We start from the raw sequence: 19,766 nt of genomic DNA on the forward strand, positions 1-19,766 counted from the left end.
GATAAAAATGTCACAAGCACGCGCACAAAGAGTTGCAGATCAAATCCAACGTGAGTTGGCGGTATTGCTACAACGAGAAGTGAAAGACCCTCGATTGGGAATTGTCACTGTCTCTGCTGTAGAGGTCACCAGTGATCTTCAGAATGCGAAAGTGTTTGTGACTTTTTTAGGTAAAGACGATGAGCAGGAAATTAAGCAAGCGCTGGAAGTTCTTTCTGGCGCAGCTGGTTTTCTGCGCTCTCAATTAGCAAAATCCATTCGTATGCGTAGTGTTCCAAGCCTGCGCTTTTTATTTGATAAGTCGATTGTTGAAGGCCAAAGAATGTCATCCTTGATTGAAAAGGCCATTTCAGAAGACGAGTCGAAAAAATCATAGTTTAGATTTCCGGAGAAAGACCATGGGCAGACGTCGTAAACGCGGTCGCGATATTACGGGCATCCTGCTATTGGATAAACCCACCGACATTACTTCCAATAAAGCGCTGCAACAAGCCAAGTTTTTGTATTTTGCCGCAAAAGCAGGCCACACAGGTGCATTGGATCCGATTGCAACCGGTGTGTTACCCATTTGCTTTGGCGAGGCTACCAAGTTTTCGCAATATCTGCTCAATGCCGATAAGAAATATCGTGTAACAGCAAAGCTGGGTGAAAAGACCACCACAGCTGATCGCGAAGGTGAAGTGATCGAAAGTAAGCCAGTTGATGTAACGGAAGAACAACTTGTCAAATTACTGCAACAATTTAAAGGTACTATCAGCCAGGTTCCATCGATGTACTCAGCCTTAAAGAAAGATGGCGTGCCTCTTTATAAGTTGGCGCGCAAAGGTATTGAGGTTGAAAGGGACGCACGCGAAGTGGACATTTACTCACTTGAGCTGGTGGCTTTTAGCGGCGACGAATTTGTTCTGGATGTACATTGTTCAAAGGGAACTTATGTACGAAATCTGGTCGAAGATATTGGTGATGAGCTGGGTTGTGGTGCACATGTGTTAGAATTACGCCGCACTGCAGTTGGGGGTTTTACTCTTGAGCAGACCGTTTCAATGGCACACCTTGAAGAATTAAAACAAGCAGATGCCAAATTGGAAATGGATGAACTGCTAGTTCCCGTTGAGCAGGCCCTGAGCCATATGCCCCTCGTCCAGTTAACGGATGATGAAGCCTACTATATCAGGCTTGGGCAGGCTGTTCAGATTGCCGGAGTGCCAGTAGACGGTAGTGTTGGTCTACTCCATGATAATCAATTTATTGGTGTGGGTGTTATCAATGATGATGGCAAAGTTGCACCAAGCCGCCTGATCAGAACCGATGAGGCGAGTGTATAAAAATGAAAGATAAGGATTAAGGGTAATGACTGAAATTGAAAAGCCACTGGTAATTTTCTCTCACGGTAAAGTTAGTGGTCCGAAAGGAAGTCGTATCCAGGCATTGTCGAAAATTGCTGAACGTATGGGGTTTGAGGTCGAATCATTGGATTATCGGCGCTTACCTACAAACGAACGAGTAGTTAAGCTGAATAATCATTTGGCTAACCTTCAACGCCCTTATGTTTTGGTAGGAACCAGTATGGGTGGCTATGTTTCTGCTGTAGCCGGTATTGAAAATCATCCGTTGGGCATGTTTTTGATATCGCCTGCTATTTACCTGGACGGCTATGCGGAAGCAGAGCTTGAAAAGGTAAAATGCCCGGTAACCATTGTTCATGGTTGGAAAGATGACATTGTACCCGTAGCAAATGTCATTAAATTTGCCCACGCAGCCGGCGCAAATCTGCATATTTTCGATGGCGGACACCGCTTGCGCGAAAAGCTCCCAGAAACAGAGTCCTGCTTTGAGCAGTTTCTTAGGCAATGCTTCATCGAATCCACAATTGATTTGCCGCTAAAAGATGCGGTAAATCAGTAAAAATCTCAATAAAAACGGGCTATTTGGCGCTTTATCGCTTGCTGAATGGTGAGTGACTAAGGTAAAATCCCGCATTCATTTGACTGGCTGAATTAGTGATTGGCCGGTCTTGTTTAAAAACTTGGGCAAGTCCCTGAAATTTGGAGTAAAAAATATGTCACTAAGTCCTGAAGCGAAAGCTGAGATTGTAAAAGAACACGCACGCGGTGAAGGCGATACTGGTTCTCCTGAAGTACAAGTAGCGTTATTGACTGCGCAAATTAACCATTTGCAAGATCACTTTAAAGTGCATAAGCATGACCACCACTCGCGTCGTGGCTTGTTGCGTATGGTTAGCCAGCGTCGTAAGTTGCTTGATTATTTGAAACGCAAAGATCAAGACCGCTACTCTGACCTCATTAAGAAATTAGGTCTGCGTCGCTAAAAAGAATAAAGGGGCCTTTAGGCCCCTTTTTGCTTTCAGACGATGTGGGTTCTGAAAGTGTTGAAACTTAAATAGGAAAATACTGTGGAATATACAAAAAAATCTTTTGAATACGGTGGCCGTACGGTCACGATGGAAACGGGTCGTGTTGCTCGTCAAGCGACTGGTGCAGTAGTTATTGACTGCGAAGGAACAACTGCGTTTGTAGCTGTAACTGGTAAGAAAGAAGCCAAAGAAGGTCAGGATTTCTTCCCTTTAACAGTAAACTACACAGAGAAAACATATGCTGCGGGTAAAATCCCAGGCGGTTTCTTAAAGCGCGAAGCGCGCCCATCAGACGAAGAAACGTTAATCGCACGTCTTATTGACCGTCCTTTACGTCCTCTATTCCCAGAGGGTTTTGTGAACGAAGTTCAAATCGTCATTACGATTGTTTCGATTAATCAGGATGTACCTACCGAAGTGGTTGCCATGTTAGGTGCTTCAGCGGCATTAGAAATTTCAGGCATTCCGTTTAATGGTCCTGTTGGTGCTGCGCAAGTGGGTTACATTGATGGCGAATACGTATTAAACCCGTCAGTAACTCAACTAAAAAATTCAAAATTAGACTTGATGGTTGCCGGTACAGAAAGTGCTGTGTTGATGGTTGAGTCAGAAGCTGATGAATTACCTGAAAGTGTAATGCTTGGTGCTGTAATGTATGGTCACCAGGAATCTCAAGTTGCCATTAAGGCGATTAAAGAATTTGCTGCAGAAGCTGCAAAGCCTAAGTGGGAATGGTCAGCTCCAGAGAAAAATGTTTCTCTACACGATGCTGTAAAAAATCATTCTTTTGCTGCAATCGAAGAAGCATATCAGATTGCTGATAAAGCTGAGCGTTATGCCAAGATCGGTGAATTAACCGATGCGTGTGTAGAAGCGTTAGCGGGCGACGAAGAAGGTCAGCCTTCAGCCGACGAAGTTAAAGATGTGTTCCACTCAATTGAGAAAGAAGTGGTTCGTACACGTATTATTTCTGGTAAACCTCGTATCGATGGTCGTGACCCAGATATGGTTCGTGCATTGGATATCCGTACTGGCGTTTTCCCTCGCACACACGGTTCAGCAATCTTTACGCGCGGCGAAACTCAGGCCATGGTTTTTGCAACTTTGGGTACTGAGCGTGATGCACAGATTAAAGACAGTATCATGGGTGAGTCTAAAGACCACTTCATGTTGCACTATAACTTCCCTCCATACTGTGTGGGTGAGACTGGCTTTATGGGCTCGCCAAAGCGTCGCGAAATCGGTCATGGCCGTCTAGCGAAACGCGGTGTTGCAGCAATGGTTCCAAGCATCGCTGAATTCCCATACACCATACGCGTCGTTTCAGAAATTACTGAATCTAACGGCTCAAGCTCAATGGCTTCTGTTTGTGGTACTTCATTGGCATTGATGGATGCCGGTGTACCGATGAAAGCTCCTGTAGCTGGTATCGCAATGGGTCTGGTTAAAGAAGCTGACAACTTTGTTGTATTGTCAGACATCCTGGGTGATGAAGATCACTTGGGTGACATGGACTTTAAGGTAGCTGGTACTCAAGACGGTATCACTGCGCTTCAGATGGATATCAAGATTGAAGGTATTACTCAGGAAATTATGGAACAGGCGCTGCATCAAGCAAAAGGCGGCCGTCTTCATATCTTGAGCGTGATGAACCAGGCAATCGACAAGCCACGTGATGATATTTCTCAATATGCACCACGTATTACTGCCATCAAGATTCCAGTAGACAAAATTTCAGAAGTGATTGGTAAAGGTGGTTCAACCATCCGTGCCCTTACTGAAGAAACTGGCGCTACTATCGAAATCGAAGATGACGGTACGGTAAAAGTCGCTTCATCTGATGCTGATGGTGCTGCAGAAGCAGTACGTCGTATCAAGTTGATGACTATGCCAATTGAAGCGGGCATGGAGTTTGAAGGTAAAGTGGTTCGTCTAGCGGACTTCGGTGCTTTCGTAGAAATCACTCCTGGACGCGATGGTCTGGTTCATATTTCACAAATCGCTCATGAGCGTGTGAATAAAGTCACTGACTACTTGAAAGAAGGTGATGTCGTTAAAGTTAAAGTACTGGAAGTGGATCGTCAGAATCGTATCCGTCTAAGTATGAAAGCTTTAATTGATCCACCTGCGCAAGAAGAAGCTCCTGCAAACGCAGAGTAACTTTTGCCAAATCAGTTAAGCTGATAAAAAAAGGGAGCCTTGGCTCCCTTTTTTGTTGCTTGAAATATAAGTTTATTGAGGCGTTGCTTCGATTCGTAAAGTAACTCCAGACGAAGCATTGTAACCACGAATACCGATATACCATGTGCCTGATTGAGGTGCACTGAAGGTACAGACTTCCTCATTGCCCCATTTATAAGGGCGGCAGTCATAGCTTGAGGATGTCGGTGCAGAGCCACGGCGAACATAAAGGTCTGCATCACCAGAACCTCCGGTAATGGTCACTGTCAGGTTACTGTAGCCTTCGCCCAGAACCTGGGTGTAGTTAGCCCAGCTGTTTTGCGCGACAGAAATATTGCTGATTGTGCGGTCAATAGGCTGTGGAACAGGATCGCTACTATCATCATAGCTACCCACTAAAGTGACGTTTGAGAAGCTTGAGTAGGCTTTGAGGCGTACATAATAGGTACCACCACCATTACCAGTACAGCTTTCGTTGTTACCATTACGGTATGGGCGACAATCATAGCTGGAGTCCGTTGGCATACTGCCTTTCTTAACGTATAGATCAGCATCACCAGAACCACCACTGATGGCAAATTGGATATTGGAAGCGCCATCAGGTACTGCCATCACAAATCCAAGGTCACTGCCTGTTGAAGCTGCAAGGCCTGTCATAGGTACGCCATTTTCCAGGTCATTATCGCCAGGATCGGTTGGGTCGTCATCCTGTCCACACTCTCGGCCCGGGCTAACATTACTGTTAACGCCAACCGCAACTAAAGTCGCCTGAACATCGTTGACTTCATAGCCCAAGTCACAGGCCGCGTCGAGAACACCATCACCAGCATCATTCCAGTTGGTATTCGATGTCCAGTAATTACGGTTAGCCTGGGTGTAAACTTCGAATGCCTTTTTGGTATCCCAGCCGGATGTGGTTGCCAATAAATAGAATGCTTTATTGTAAACACCGGAGCTGTGGTGAACATCCATGCCTGATGAAAAGTCTGATTGATGATCAATGGATTTATTATCTTGCGGCGGATTGTTCATGTAACGCAGGGCACCGTTGCCTTTGAAGATCTGTTCGCCAACCAAGAAATCGTTCGAACCATTCATGTAATATTCGGCAGCTTCACCTGACATATCCGAGTAAGACTCATTCAGGCCACCAGATTTACCGCTGTAAACCAGATTGGAATTTTGTTGAGTAAAACCGTGACTGACTTCGTGGGCCATAACGTCGAGGGATACCAAAGGGTAAAATGTCGAGGCTCCATCACCAAAGGTCATTTGCTGACCATCCCAGAAAGCATTTTCGTAGTTGTTGCCATAGTGAACACGCACACGAAGCTTCTGAGTCAATGGCGCTGCGTTAAACCAGTCGCTGAACATATTGAAGACAACATTACCGAAATAATGACCATCATTTAATGGCGAGTAGGCACCGTTTATTTCTTTAACCGTATTTTCCGGGCAAGTAAAACTGTGAATGCTGTCACCAGACGTCGAATTATTCATATTGATGGTATCGACATTACTGCTGGTCATGCTACAGGTGCTGCCTGATTGAGCCACATCCAGATAACCAAAATCAGTGCCATAGACATAGCGGCCAGTTTTCTGGTTGCCGCCAGGGCCGGTACCATTGGCAGTTTGCAGGTTGTCATAGGAATGAATGACTTCCCCAGTCTTGGCGTCAATAAACATTTGCGGGCGCGAGGGCTGATCAGCGTGAGCAACAAAACTTACTGAGTAAACCAGGCGGGCAATGCCATCAGGATCCTGCCAGATTGCCAGTTCAGAGGTTTCATTCTCATAAACAGGAGCTTGACTAGAAACCAGCGACATCTGTTGATGACCTTTGGCAATGGACAAGGCGCGCTTACCTGAAATTTTGGGTGTTACGTCATTAATATCCAGTGCGATATTCTGTAAAACTGCACCATGAGCAAAATTTGAAACACCGCCAGCATTGCTAGTGATAATGATATCGTCGCCAATGACAGGAATGCCCTTAAAGAATTGCTGATAGCGAGTGGTTACAGTGCCATTGTCATTGGTATAGGTTTTGCGTGGCTTTAGCGATTCTTCGCTGGAAAGACCAACTAACTGTGAGACGTTGGCAGCTAAGCTGACCGGAACGCTCTGTTGCTGAGCAATAGCGCTTTGTAGGTTGGAATTATCACGCAACGACTTTCGCTCCGCGGCCTGACCAACGGAAGCCATTACGCAAAGTGATAAAGCACTCAGCGTGAACTTATGGATCTTGTTCATTGAATCTCCTTAGATATAACTATTTAGAATAAGAAAAAATTATGAATACTGCTGCTTATCATTGTTGTAATAAGACAATCTATTCCCCTTAGTGTGTGAATATTTTTTCAGCAGCGAGGAGCAAGCTAGCAAGTGACTACTAACTGAGCAATTGCAAATATGACGTACAATGTAGACTTATGTATTCTTGTGATGAGTTGTTAATAATTGATGTGATGAGGGGTTGCATCTGTATGCGATCTAATCGACTAACCTTCCCAAATATGCATTAGTTTTATTTGCTTTAAGTCAATATGAAAAAAAAGCGCCTTTCGGCGCTAATCACAGCTTCGGAGGAGAGAGTAGGAGTCGTTTCTAGCTGTGGGGGTGGGCTTCCTGGCCCATTGTTAAAGCTCCATATGTGGTTGGGGGTTAGGCTTATGACTATTAAGGTGTTAGATTAGTGCATCGCTGCTACCTGGGGCGCTACAACTTCTTCTGCATACAGGGTCGGTAACGTGCTGTGGAAACTGACAAGCTGAGTTTCAACCAGATTGTAGGTCACAGTGACGGTTACCGATTGTCCAGGAACAATAACCAGGTTGTCAGCACTTGCTGGTTCGCATCCCAGGTCAGAATCAACCGTTACTTCGTAATTCACCAAGGCCGCGGGGTTCGGTAACGCTGGCTGGTATTCTGCAATAATCATCTGCTCGGTTTGATTGCTGAAAGTTTCAGTTAATGTAATTTGAGTTAACTCACCATCCGTTGTTACCTGCTGTTCAGAAGAGTCCGCTACTAAGTAAAAAGATTCGTCATTAATGGTGTAATTAACAACACCCGTTGGTGACTCTTCTAAATCACTGGCTTCAACAGCAGCCGCTGCAGAAAAAACTGAAACGATCAGTGTTGCGACCAAAATACGTTTAAGGGAAATAGTTTTCATGTTGCTTCTCCATCAAATTAAAATTTATTTAAGTTCTGTCTTTCGATGGTGTTATTAAAGCGCAACAGTGTGGAGAGAAAAGAAGTTGAAAAAGGCCGGTTATGGATAAATCTGGCAGAAAAAAGGCAGGGGTGAAAGTATATTGTTAAAGTCTTGGACTGGAGTACGCTCACACTAAAATTGGACTGCACCTACCATTAACTTGTCATTCTGAACTTGATTCAGAATCTGCTTTTAAAAAGCTAAGTTGGGATTATTGTTTAATTAGAGCAGATCCTGACTTTCGTCAGGATGACAAAAATGTATGACTAGCATTTTTTTGTGCAGAACAACTATACAATAGATTATTGCTTAGGGGCTCGCCGAGTGGCGAAATAGTAAGTCAAGGAATGGAATTAATGAGAGTATGGATTTACCCGAGGGCATTCCTTGCAGTCACCCGCTTTCGCGGGCGACCGCAGGAAGTGCCCGTGGTGAATGACATAATTACAATGATACTTGCTAGCAAGTGATATGACAGAACCTACTCACTCTTCGGTTTTAAATACAAATCAAAAGTCACCGGGACAACGCGGTCGATGCTGCGCAAGCCTGCCAGAGATTTTAATTTATCGACACCACCGTCTAGCTTAAGACTACTGGTAGCAATTACGACAGGTTTAACTGAGGTGACTCGTAACTGCTCATCTGCCAAGGTCTGAATCGTTACCGGTGCTTGAATATCGACGGTATCATTGCCTAGCTGTATGGTGGCTTGTAGCGTATGGTGCGAACTTTGACCTAAAGCCTGTCCCTTAATCTTATCCAGATTGAACTGACCATTAACAATAAAGGCTATATTCGTTTTACTGTTAAACAAGTGCTCCTTCATGCGCTGGTCGCGAATCTCGATGCCGGTGTTAACACTGTCTAGCAGAATTTCTAACGCAAATTGGCCATTACCGCTAAGGTGTCCTTTTAGGGTTTCAAAAGTACTGACTTCACCGATGGTGTTATTTTTGACAGACACAAAGTGAAGGTGTGAGGTTTCATTATCTACAACCCATTCCTGACCTTCAGATGCTGTGGATGGAGAGCTCTGTAAGGCAAAAATAGCTCCCAAAGTAATCACTGCTTTAGTTAATAAAGCCTTAGACATAAGGTTTCTCCTATTCTGTAGAGTATCGAGTTTTAATACCAAAGTTTCACAATGGTAGGGTAACCGACAAACTCTAGCAAACAGGATGTGAAAAAAATCTGGAGTTTTCACTAAAAAAGGATTAATTTTGCGAACTTTAGTGCCTAACTTTTAGACAGTTAGCCAACTTCTTACATAGGTAGACTAGACAGACGATGAATATAGTAGTTCTCGGGGTAATCTTTTTTGTTCTTGTACAGTTTGCAGTGGGCTTGTGGGCTTCGCGTAAGCCCAAGAATGAAACGGATTTTCTGTTGGCGGGGCGACGTTTAAACCCCGGTCTGGCCGTGTTTACTATTTTTGCTACCTGGTTTGGCGCGGAAACCTGTATCGGGGCTGCATCATCTATCTATGAGAACGGCTTGTCAGGCGGTACTGCCGATCCTTTTGGTTTCTCGCTGTGCCTTTTCCTGATGGGTATTGTGTTTGCCATGCCTCTGTGGAAACGAAAATTTATTACCTTCGCTGATTTGTTCCGCCAACGCTACTCGGTACGCATTGAGAAGTTAGTTGTCATCATTCTGGTGCCTGCTTCAATGCTGTGGGCGGCTGCTCAGATTCGAGCCTTTGGACAGATCCTGTCGTCGCTGTCAGGTTTGCAGGTCGAATATGCGATTACCATCGCAGCTTCTGTCGTGATCATTTATACCATGCTTGGTGGTTTGCTGGCGGTTGCCGTGACAGACGTGATTCAGGCGGGCTTCTTGATTTTGGGCCTCGTGTTACTCGGTGTATTTGTCTTTGCCAGTGGCGACCCCAATGCCAGTTTAACCAGCGTTGATCCGGCGCGTTTCAGCTTTGTCTCTGAAGACTCGACCTTGCTGCAAAAATTTGAAGCCTGGGCCATTCCGATATTTGGTTCGGTGTTGACGCAGGAGTTGATCACTCGAGTGCTTGCTTGCCGAAGCGCGGAAGAAGCGCGAAGCTCAACTCTAAAAGGCGCCAGTCTTTATTTAGTGGTTGGCCTCATTCCTGTTTATCTAGGTCTGGTGGGTTTGAATTTGATGCCTAACTTGGCAGACTCAGAGCAGCTTCTACCAGAGCTTGCCAAATCTTACTTGCCAACAATCTTCTACATTTTGTTTGCCGGCGCTTTAGTTTCGGCAATTCTTTCCACGGTCGATAGTGCGTTACTGGCGTCCAGCTCATTGCTATCGCATAACATCGTTGTGCCATTAACTAAGCGCAATCACGAAGTCAGCGAAAGACAAAAAGTATTGTTTGCACGCATTGGTATCGTCGTGTTGGGAGCACTTGCTTACTACATTGCTTTACATGCCAAAGGCGTTTATGACCTAGTGGTGACTGCTTCAGCATTTGGTAGTGCCGGAGTGTTTGTGGTGGGTACGTTTGGACTATTCACCCGCTTCGGCGGTGAGATCACTGCTGGCTTGACCTTGGTCAGCGCAGCAACTATCTGGATTTTGGGAGAATTCGTCTTTGGCTGGGCGACTCCGTTCTTTATCTCGCTATTAACCGGCTTCGGTGTCTACATCATCGCAGCCTTAATAGAGAGGCACTTTTCAGGACCGGCAAAGGGTTTTCAAACTGCCTAAAAAATAGCCAGTCGACACTGGCTAATGCCCTTTTGCTAATGGTATAATTCGCGCCCATTTTATAGAGGGTGCTAGACGTTTAGGTCTGGCATCCTGTTCTATCTTATTGATTTTAAGGCCTTTGAGCCAAACAGCGGTGATTGAGAGCATGAGCAAGAAGTTATTTATCAAAACCTGGGGTTGTCAGATGAACGAGTACGATTCGTCGCGTATGTCGGATCTGCTGAATAAAACTCATGGTTTGGAAGCGGCAGCTTCTGCTGAAGAAGCAGATGTGGTGCTACTCAATACCTGCTCGATCCGTGAAAAAGCTCAGGAGAAAGTCTTTTCTCAGCTGGGTCAGTGGAAAAATCTAAAAGATACGAATCCTGATCTAATCATCGGGGTCGGCGGTTGTGTTGCATCGCAGGAAGGTGAAGCGATTCGTCAGCGTGCGCCATATGTGGACGTGATTTTTGGACCACAAACATTGCACCGTTTGCCTGAAATGATTAAGGAAGCCAGTGGCCAGAAAAAAGCAGTGGTTGATGTTAGCTTCCCGGAAATTGAAAAATTCGATCGCCTCCCTGAGCCACGTGCAGAAGGGCCAACCGCGTTTGTGTCTGTAATGGAAGGCTGTTCAAAATATTGCTCGTTTTGTGTTGTGCCATATACCCGTGGCGAAGAAGTCAGCCGTCCTTTTGATGATGTACTGGCGGAGTGTGCTCAGCTTGCAGAGCAGGGTGTGCGTGAGATTAATCTTCTGGGGCAAAACGTCAACGCCTATCGCGGTGTGACCCACGAAGGTCATACTGCCGATTTAGCAGAGTTGATCACCTATGTTGCAGCAATCGATGGTATTGATCGCATCCGTTATACCACCTCGCATCCAGTGGAATTCTCTGACCGTTTGATTCAGGTTTATGCTGAAGTACCAGAGCTGGTGAGTCATTTACACCTGCCGGTGCAAAGTGGTTCAGATCGCATATTGGCCATGATGAAACGTGGCCACACAGCGCTTGAGTACAAATCAAAGATTCGTAAGCTGCGCCAGGTTCGTCCTGATATTTCCATGTCGTCGGACTTTATTATTGGCTTCCCGGGCGAATCCGATCAGGATTTCGAAGATACCATGAATCTGATTGCAGATATTGGCTACGATCATTCCTTCAGCTTTATCTACAGCGCACGCCCTGGAACACCAGCCGCGGATATCGTTGATGATACGCCGATGGAAGTGAAGAAACAGCGTCTGTCTATTTTGCAGCAGCGCATCAATCAGCAGGCGTTTTCAATCAGCCGTAATATGATCGGCACTAAGCAGAAAGTTCTGGTTGAAGGTCCATCCAAGAAAGATCCGATGGAGCTTCGTGGTCGCACCGAGAATAATCGTATCGTCAACTTTGTTGGCCCACACAGTCTAATCGGAAAATTTGCAGAAGTGACCATCACTGACGCATTCCCAAATTCATTGCGTGGTGATTTTGTAGCAGATGGGCTGATTCACTAATTGGCCCATTAGTAACCGCATCAACACACACACCTCAATATCAAAGGATAGTACTTGTCACAACTAACCAATCAAACTTTTGAATTACTGCCAGCTGACAACAATCGCTTGTCAGCCTTGTGCGGTTATCTGGATGAACACCTCAAACACATTGAAAGACGCCTTGGCGTAGAAGTGAACATTCGCGGCAATCAGGTTAACGTGATTGGCGAAGGGGTTCATGTGGTGGCAGCTCGTCAGGTGATTGAGTCAGTGTACAAAGATACTGAAAAGAAACGCAGTGTCGATAGCGCAGATGTTCATCTGGCGATTCAGGAAGCTTCGGCTGATATTGAATCGTTGGAAAGCAATAAAGTGCAGGGAGAGGATGTTAAGTTGATGACCAAGCGTGGATTAATTAAGCCGCGCAGCCCGAATCAGAAGCAATATATTCAGGCCATCAAACATCATGACATCAGTTTTGGTATCGGCCCAGCTGGTACCGGTAAAACCTATCTGGCAGTTGCCAGCGCCGTTGATGCCTGGGAAAAGCAGCAGGTTCGCCGTATTTTGTTAACTCGCCCGGCGGTAGAAGCCGGCGAACGTCTAGGATTCCTGCCCGGTGATCTGGCGCAGAAAGTCGACCCCTATTTACGTCCACTTTATGACGCACTTTATGAAATGTTTGGTTTTGAAAAAGTGGCCAAACTAATGGAGCGAAGTGTGATTGAAGTGGCACCACTGGCTTACATGCGTGGCCGAACTTTGAACGATGCTTTTATCATCCTCGACGAAAGTCAGAACACCACGCCCGAACAGATGAAAATGTTCCTGACTCGTATTGGCTTCAACTCAAAAGCAGTTATTACTGGTGATATTACTCAGGTGGATTTGCCGCGCGGACAGCGCTCAGGATTGCGTCATGTGATCGATATTCTGCAAAAAGTAGATGGAATCAGTTTTACCTTCTTCCAATCGAAAGACGTGGTGCGTCATCCGGTGGTGCAACGGATAGTACAGGCATACGAAAGTTTTGATGTCAGCGAAGAAGCTAAACGCGCCAAAGCAGAACAAAAGCAGGCTGATAAGCAACATTCACAAGACGGTAACGATTAAGAATTAAAATGGACACGCCTTTATTTAACCTGGATCTACAGGTTGCCTGCGAAGCACCGAATCTTCCGGCCGAAAGTGATTTTCAACATTGGTTAACAGCAGCTTTTACCGTCGAATCGGAAACCAACGGTCGTGCCAAAGCGTTGGCTCAGCCTTTTGACATAACGGTTCGTATCGTCGAACTAGCGGAAAGCCAGGCGCTTAACAACGATTATCGTGGTAAGAATAAACCCACTAACGTGTTGTCGTTCCCCTTCGAAATGCCGGAAGGTATCGAAGGGCTGGAACTGTCTATTTTAGGCGATCTGGTGATCTGCGCGGACGTAGTAGCAAAAGAGGCCACCGAGCAGAAAAAAACACTCGGTTCACATTGGGCACATATGGTGGTTCATGGGGGCTTGCATTTGCTAGGTTACGATCATATAAAAGAGTTTGAGGCGCAGGAAATGGAGGCTTTGGAAGTCGACATTCTGGCGCAATTGGGGGTTGAAGACCCCTATCAGGTGCGTGATTAGCAATTCCGCTAAAACGTATTTTTTTGGGCAATATGAGGACAAGATAAAACGCTATGAGCGACGACAAACCTCCGTCGAGAAGCTTACTTCAACGATTAACCGATATTTTCACATCTGAACCACAAGATCGTCAGCAGTTGGTGGATCTGTTAAGAACTGCGAAAGACGATAAGCTGATCAAACCCGATTCTTTATCCATGATGGAAGGGGTGTTGCAGGTTGCAGAGATGCAAGTGCGCGACATCATGATTCCTCGTTCGCAAATGGCCGTCATTCAAGAAGACATGAGCTTGGATGAAATTATTCCTATCGTTAAGGATTCGCGCCATTCTCGCTATCCTGTGGTCGGTGAAAATCGTGATGATATTGAAGGCATCATGCTAGCGAAAGAGCTCTTGAGTTACGCTTTTGCTGATAACGGCGAGCGCGCAGCTTTTGATATTAAGGACATCTTGCGTCCTGCTTATATCATTCCTGAAAGTAAACGCCTAGATGTGCTACTAACCGAGTTCCGCTCCAAGCGAAACCACATGGCCATCGTGGTTGATGAGTATGGCTGTGTGTCTGGACTGGTCACGATTGAAGACGTACTGGAACAGATTGTAGGGGACATCGAGGATGAGTTTGATGTGGATGAAGAGGAAACCAACATTAAACTGCATACTAACGGCGAATACACGGTTAAAGCACAAACTGAAATCAGTGACTTTAACGAGCGTTTAGGAGCCGAGTTCCCAGACCAGGAATTCGATACTATTGGTGGATTACTGGTTAATAAATTTGGTCATATGCCAGAGCGCAATGAAACCATTGAAATGGGAAGCTTTGAATTTACCGTTCTCAATGCCGATCAGCGGCGAGTGCATTTGCTGAGGGTCAAGCCTCTGGTAGAAGCACCGGTTGAAGCATAAAAAAAGCCCCTGACATTCAGGGGCTCTTTATTTGTGGTTATAATGTGGCCCAACAAGCACCATAACAACAAAGAGACAAACAATGATAACCATGGTTAAAAGTCCAACCGGCTGGCTGGGGCTAACGCTGGCACTTATCGCAGGAGCACTTTATCCACTAGGTTTTGCACCGTTGGAATGGTGGCCCATCTCGATATTTTCAGTGTCGGCAATCTGGTGGCTGCTGAACGGACAAAGCCGTAAATATTCGATGGCATTGGGCTTTAGCTATGGGCTTGGGTACTTTGGTGTTGGTGTATCCTGGGTCTATGTATCGATCAATACCTTTGGTAATGCCCCGCTGCCTTTAGCGGTTTTTCTGACCATTTTATTTGTTGCTATTTTGTCACTATTTTTTGTATTGCTGGCCTGGCTCAATGCGCGTTTTATCAATCGTTTCAATCTGTTTTCTCAGATTATCTTTTTTGCTACTGCCTGGTTCGTACTGGATATAGCTCGTGGCTCAGGCTTTGTTAGTTTCCCATGGTTATATCTAGGTTACACTCAGACATCAGGTCCATTGTTGGGAGTTGCCAGTTTCCTGGGTGTACATGGGGTGACGTTATTATTAGTAGTCATTTCCTGCCTGGTCGCCGTTACATTGACGCACTCCAGCAAAAGACATCGAACCAATTCGTTAATGGCTTTGGTTATTCTTATGATGATAGGAACCACCGCCAGCCTATATGAAGTTAAGAAAGAAACCACTCAACAAAAAACACTGACCATTGCATTAATTCAGCCCAACATTGATCAGCATAAAAAATGGGACAGCAACTACTTTACGCCAATCGTAAAAGGGCTATTTGATCAAACCGAGCATTACTGGGGAGCCGATTTAATTGTCTGGCCAGAAGCGGCTATTCCAGCATTTGATACGCAAGTGCCGGGTATTTTATATGAATTGGATGAGCTAGCTAAAAGTAGCGGTAGTCAGTTTATAACCGGAATTCCAATGCTCGAAACCCGCGATGAATATTACGCGGGAATCAAAATGCTCGGCAATGAGCAAGGCGACTATCATAAGCAACAACTGGTTCCCTTTGGCGAATATGTTCCATTAGGTTCGTGGATTCGCGGCATGATAGATTTCTTTGATTTACCTATGTCCAGCTTCACGCCAGGTAGCAGCCAGCAAACAGCATTGAAAACAGAAAAAGCAGATTACATTCCAGCGATTTGTTATGAAATTGCCTTCTCGGGATTGATGCAACAGCTCGCCACCAGCACCGACAAAAATCAGTTCAAAGCCATCGTTACCATCAGTAACGACACCTGGTTTGGTGAGTCCTGGGGACCTATTCAACACTTCCAAATTGCCAAAATGCGCGCCATCGAAACCGGCCTGCCAGTCATTCGCGGCACCAATAACGGTATTACCGCAATCATTGATGATAAAGGCCGCGTCATCAACCAAATCGACCGCTTCCAAAGCAACGAGCTTGCCGGCGCCTTCCTGCTTGAAAACCGAAACACATGGTTTAGAGAGTATGGGTACTGGAGTTTGCTAATAATGGTATTGGGGCTGTTGGGGTTAGGTTTTTGGTTGAGGAAAAAATAATGAATGTGGTTTAGGAAGCGCCCATTTAAGTTTGCGACATGTAAAATTATGAAAAAAGATACGATTAAGTTTTTTATGTTTTGTACAGCATTTATAGCGATGGGGATCAGCTATTTGAGGGATTATTTGCCTTGGGAGTTCAGAGCCACCATTTTTTGGTTGTTATCGTTTATTTTTATCATACTATTTGTAAAGTTAATGAGAGCGAAACGTTGAATTGAGACTTTATATAGTTTTGGTAAGTTATGATGCTCAAGTAATACCATTGTCCACTCTTATAGAATGTTCTCAAATGTTAAAATCAAAAGCCGACCTCAATCGGCTTCTTTTTTCTTTACTCCCCTATACTCCCCATAAAACCTTTATTTTGCTAGGATTTGCGCTTGTTGCGATTGGGTCACTCAGGTATCCTTAGAGGCTTGTGTCGGTGGGCCGTAACGATGGGCCTGTAACGAGTCATTAATTCAAGAATCTGCAAGCAATGCAACTATCAGAACAATCTCTACCAGAACATTATCAACCTTCTGAAATTGAAGGAAAAATCCAGCAAAAGTGGCAACAGAACAAGACTTTCAAAGCGGTGGAAGATGCTTCCCGAGAGAAGTATTACTGCCTGAGCATGTTTCCCTATCCGAGTGGCCGATTGCACATGGGTCACGTGCGCAACTACACCATCGGTGATGTGATTTCGCGTTTCCAGCGCATGCAGGGCAAGAATGTGTTGCAGCCGATTGGTTGGGATGCTTTTGGTTTGCCTGCGGAAAATGCGGCGGTAAAGAACAAGGCATCGCCAGCGCCCTGGACTTATGAAAATATCGAATACATGAAAGGTCAGCTGAAAATGCTGGGCTTTGCTTACGACTGGGATCGCGAGCTGGCGACCTGTAAGCCGGAATATTATCGCTGGGAGCAATGGTTCTTCACCAAGTTGTATGAGAAAGGTCTGGTCTACAAAAAGACTTCTTCGGTCAACTGGTGCCCGAATGACCAGACGGTTCTTGCTAATGAGCAGGTGGTTGATGGTGCCTGTTGGCGTTGTGATACGCCGGTTGAGCAGAAAGAAATTCCACAGTGGTTTATTAAGATCACTGCCTACGCTGAAGAGTTGTTGAATGATTTGGATAAGCTGGATGGTTGGCCTGAGATGGTTAAGACCATGCAGCGTAACTGGATTGGTCGCTCGGAAGGTGTGGAAGTTGAATTCTCAGTAGAGAATGGCAACGGCGATGGCGTTGAGCCTCTGCATGTTTACACCACGCGTCCGGACACGCTTTACGGTGTTACCTACCTGGCAGTGGCGGCCGCTCATCCGTTAGCGACTAAAGCTGCAAAAAATAATCCTGAGCTGGCAGCATTCGTTGATGAGTGCAAACACAGCAAGGTATCCGAAGCAGAAATGGCGACCATGGAAAAGAAGGGTATGCCAACGGGTATCTACGCAGTGCATCCGCTAAGCGGCAAGAAAGTACCAGTGTGGGTGGCTAACTTTGTATTGATGGATTATGGCACGGGTGCCGTGATGGCGGTTCCGGGTCATGACCAGCGCGATTATGAATTCGCGACTAAATACGGCATTGATATTGCCCCTGTCGTCAAACCTGCTGATGGTTCTGAGTTGGACATTAGCGAACAGGCTCATACCGAGAAAGGCATTCTATTCAATTCAGGTGAATTTGATGGCCTGGATTTTGACAAAGCATTTGCTGCGATTACCGCCAAATTAGAAGCAGAAAGTAAAGGCAAGAAGACCGTCAATTACCGTCTGCGCGATTGGGGTGTTTCCCGTCAGCGTTATTGGGGTGCTCCAATCCCGATGATCAATATGCCGGATGGTTCGGTGGTTCCTGCACCGGAAGATCAGTTACCGGTTCGCTTGCCTGAAGATGTGGTAATGGATGGCGTGACCAGCCCATTAAATACTGACGAAGAGTGGAAAAAAGCCATCGTTGATGGCGTGGAAGGTGTTCGCGAGACCGATACCTTTGATACTTTCATGGAATCAAGCTGGTACTATGCGCGTTACACCAGTACCGGTTACGAAGATGGCATGTTGAATCCTGAGCAGGCCAATTACTGGTTGCCAGTGGATCAATATATTGGCGGTATCGAACACGCCACCATGCACCTGATGTATTTCCGTTTCTTCCACAAATTATTGCGTGATGCAGGCCTTGTGAATTCTGATGAACCAGCCAAGCAGCTATTATGTCAGGGCATGGTTTTGGCGGATGCTTTCTATTACACCGATGACAAAGGTGCTCGTCATTGGGTATCGCCGCTTGAAGTAGAAGTGGTCGAGCGTGATGATAAAGGACGAATTATTAAGGCTGTGGACAGCGAAGGTCGTGAGGTGATTCATGCCGGCATGACCAAAATGTCCAAGTCGAAAAATAACGGTATCGACCCGCAGTCGATGGTCGATGAGTATGGCGCCGATACTATGCGCTTGTACACCATGTTTGCTTCACCACCGGATCAGGCACTTGAATGGCAGGATTCTGCAGTTGAAGGTTCGTTGCGCTTCTTGCGCCGTTTATGGAAACTGGTGCAAAGCCATCAGCAAAAAGGCCCGGTTACAAAACTTGATGCGGCAAGTCTAAACAATGATCAGAAAGCATTGCGTCGTAAAACACACGAAACCATTGCCAAAGTCACTGATGACTATGCTCGTCGTTATACTTTTAATACGGCTATTGCCGCGGTGATGGAATTACTCAATCATGTTAGCAAGGCTGAAGAGTCGAGCGAGCAGGACCGTGCAGTAGTGCAGGAAGCATTGGATGCCGCAGTTCTGATGCTTACACCTATTGTTCCGCATATCTGTACCATCTTGTGGCAGGCGCTCGGTTCACTGGTTGGCGAAGAGCGAGTTGATGTGGTTGATGCACAATGGCCAACGGCTGATAAATCTGCCATGGTGCAGGATGAAAAGCTGATCATTGTGCAGGTCAATGGCAAGGTTCGTGCCAAGATCACGGTTGCCGCTGATGCCAGTAAAGAGGAAGTTGAAAAACTGGCGATGGCTGATGAGCATGTGCAGAAATTTATTGCCGATAACACGGTTCGCAAAGTGATTGTGGTGCCGGGTAAACTGGTAAATATAGTTGCCAATTAGTAGGGTAGCTAACTAAAAGATAGTCAGTGAATCAGGAAACCAAAGGAAGATATTGATGAAGCGTTTGAATCTCTGTTTGATACTCATGATAGCCATCATTGGTCTGAGTGCCTGCGGTTTCCAATTGCGTGGCCAGGGTGCAGAACTATCCAACACCAAAGTGTGGCTGATTAGTCAGGATATGAATGCTGACTTTGAGCGTCGTCTTCAGCAGCGTCTTGCCTATCAAGGCGCTGAGTTGGTGGAGCAACCTGAATTATCTGAGTTGCAATTGGCGATCGTGAATTATGGCGTTGAAAGACGTACAGTAGCGCGCGATAGCTTGGGGCGTGCTGCTGAGCTCGAATTAATTTTCACTTTGGAATACCAGATGTTGACGCCAGAAATGGTCTCCGAGCAGGAGCCAGAAACACAGCGTATGACCAGTCGTCGTGAGTTTGCCTATGAGCGTAATCTGGAGTCTGGTCAGGAACGCGAGCAGCAGAGACTGATCGCGGATATGCAGGAAGAAATCATTGGTCGACTATTGCTGCAGATTGCTGGCACCGTTAGCCCTTAGGAGAAGTCGTTAA

16 protein-coding genes are annotated in these 19,766 nt (G+C 45.8%); 13 read left to right on the forward strand and 3 right to left on the reverse strand.

The genetic code is table 11. From position 1 onward, the window contains the following. The first annotated feature begins 7 nt into the window (after window positions 1-7). From rbfA to pnp, 5 genes are all read left to right on the forward strand, one after another. Window positions 8-376 (forward strand): 30S ribosome-binding factor RbfA, encoded by a 369-nt coding sequence (gene rbfA, locus CW740_RS01280; protein WP_018623368.1) that lies wholly within the window; start codon window positions 8-10, stop codon window positions 374-376. Between the two features lie 22 nt (window positions 377-398). After that, window positions 399-1,325, forward strand: a complete 927-nt coding sequence (gene truB / locus CW740_RS01285) for a tRNA pseudouridine(55) synthase TruB (protein WP_106645858.1) — start codon at window positions 399-401, stop codon at window positions 1,323-1,325. Window positions 1,326-1,350: 25 nt separating this feature from the next. Continuing rightward, window positions 1,351-1,905 carry an alpha/beta hydrolase gene (locus CW740_RS01290; protein ID WP_106645859.1) on the forward strand — a complete coding sequence of 185 codons (555 nt, stop codon included), beginning with the start codon at window positions 1,351-1,353 and terminating at the stop codon, window positions 1,903-1,905. 154 nt (window positions 1,906-2,059) lie between these two features. Further along, window positions 2,060-2,329, forward strand: a complete 270-nt coding sequence (gene rpsO / locus CW740_RS01295; protein WP_018623365.1) for a 30S ribosomal protein S15 — start codon at window positions 2,060-2,062, stop codon at window positions 2,327-2,329. An 84-nt stretch (window positions 2,330-2,413) separates the two neighbouring features. Next, a complete protein-coding gene (gene pnp / locus CW740_RS01300; RefSeq protein ID WP_106645860.1) occupies window positions 2,414-4,534 on the forward strand; it encodes a polyribonucleotide nucleotidyltransferase in 2,121 nt (706 codons plus the stop codon). A gap of 72 nt (window positions 4,535-4,606) precedes the next feature. On the opposite strand, the gene CW740_RS01305 is transcribed toward pnp, so the two are convergent. From CW740_RS01305 to CW740_RS01315, 3 genes are all read right to left on the reverse strand, one after another. Beyond that, window positions 4,607-6,811, reverse strand: a complete 2,205-nt coding sequence (locus CW740_RS01305; RefSeq protein ID WP_106645861.1) for a M4 family metallopeptidase — start codon at window positions 6,809-6,811, stop codon at window positions 4,607-4,609. 439 nt (window positions 6,812-7,250) lie between these two features. Then, window positions 7,251-7,736 carry a hypothetical protein gene (locus tag CW740_RS01310; RefSeq protein WP_106645862.1) on the reverse strand — a complete coding sequence of 162 codons (486 nt, stop codon included), beginning with the start codon at window positions 7,734-7,736 and terminating at the stop codon, window positions 7,251-7,253. Between the two features lie 523 nt (window positions 7,737-8,259). Continuing rightward, window positions 8,260-8,874 (reverse strand): YceI family protein, encoded by a 615-nt coding sequence (locus CW740_RS01315; protein ID WP_106645863.1) that lies wholly within the window; start codon window positions 8,872-8,874, stop codon window positions 8,260-8,262. Between the two features lie 194 nt (window positions 8,875-9,068). On the opposite strand from CW740_RS01315, the gene CW740_RS01320 reads away from it, so the two are divergent. The 8 genes from CW740_RS01320 to CW740_RS01360 all read left to right on the forward strand — a co-directional run bounded on the left by CW740_RS01320 (window position 9,069) and on the right by CW740_RS01360 (window position 19,753). Further along, window positions 9,069-10,469, forward strand: coding sequence for a sodium:solute symporter family protein (locus CW740_RS01320; RefSeq protein ID WP_106645864.1), 1,401 nt, complete (start codon window positions 9,069-9,071; stop codon window positions 10,467-10,469). 148 nt (window positions 10,470-10,617) lie between these two features. After that, window positions 10,618-11,958 carry a tRNA (N6-isopentenyl adenosine(37)-C2)-methylthiotransferase MiaB gene (gene miaB, locus CW740_RS01325; protein ID WP_106645865.1) on the forward strand — a complete coding sequence of 447 codons (1,341 nt, stop codon included), beginning with the start codon at window positions 10,618-10,620 and terminating at the stop codon, window positions 11,956-11,958. Between the two features lie 54 nt (window positions 11,959-12,012). Continuing rightward, entirely contained in the window at window positions 12,013-13,053 is a 1,041-nt protein-coding gene (locus tag CW740_RS01330) for a PhoH family protein (protein WP_106645866.1), read from the forward strand. Between the two features lie 8 nt (window positions 13,054-13,061). Beyond that, a complete protein-coding gene (ybeY, locus tag CW740_RS01335; RefSeq protein WP_106645867.1) occupies window positions 13,062-13,568 on the forward strand; it encodes an rRNA maturation RNase YbeY in 507 nt (168 codons plus the stop codon). Between the two features lie 53 nt (window positions 13,569-13,621). Continuing rightward, the gene (locus tag CW740_RS01340; protein ID WP_106645868.1) at window positions 13,622-14,479 is read left to right on the forward strand and encodes an HlyC/CorC family transporter; all 858 of its coding nucleotides are present in this window, start codon (window positions 13,622-13,624) and stop codon (window positions 14,477-14,479) included. An 82-nt stretch (window positions 14,480-14,561) separates the two neighbouring features. Next, window positions 14,562-16,079 carry an apolipoprotein N-acyltransferase gene (gene lnt, locus CW740_RS01345; RefSeq protein ID WP_106645869.1) on the forward strand — a complete coding sequence of 506 codons (1,518 nt, stop codon included), beginning with the start codon at window positions 14,562-14,564 and terminating at the stop codon, window positions 16,077-16,079. Window positions 16,080-16,560: 481 nt separating this feature from the next. Beyond that, a complete protein-coding gene (leuS, locus tag CW740_RS01355) occupies window positions 16,561-19,194 on the forward strand; it encodes a leucine--tRNA ligase (RefSeq protein ID WP_106645871.1) in 2,634 nt (877 codons plus the stop codon). A gap of 55 nt (window positions 19,195-19,249) precedes the next feature. Beyond that, on the forward strand, window positions 19,250-19,753 hold the full coding sequence (locus tag CW740_RS01360; RefSeq protein ID WP_106645872.1) for an LPS-assembly lipoprotein LptE: 504 nt from the start codon (window positions 19,250-19,252) through the stop codon (window positions 19,751-19,753). Window positions 19,754-19,766: the final 13 nt, after the last annotated feature.

This window comes from Kangiella profundi, from assembly GCF_002838765.1.
Taxonomy (GTDB): Bacteria; Pseudomonadota; Gammaproteobacteria; order Enterobacterales; family Kangiellaceae; genus Kangiella; species Kangiella profundi.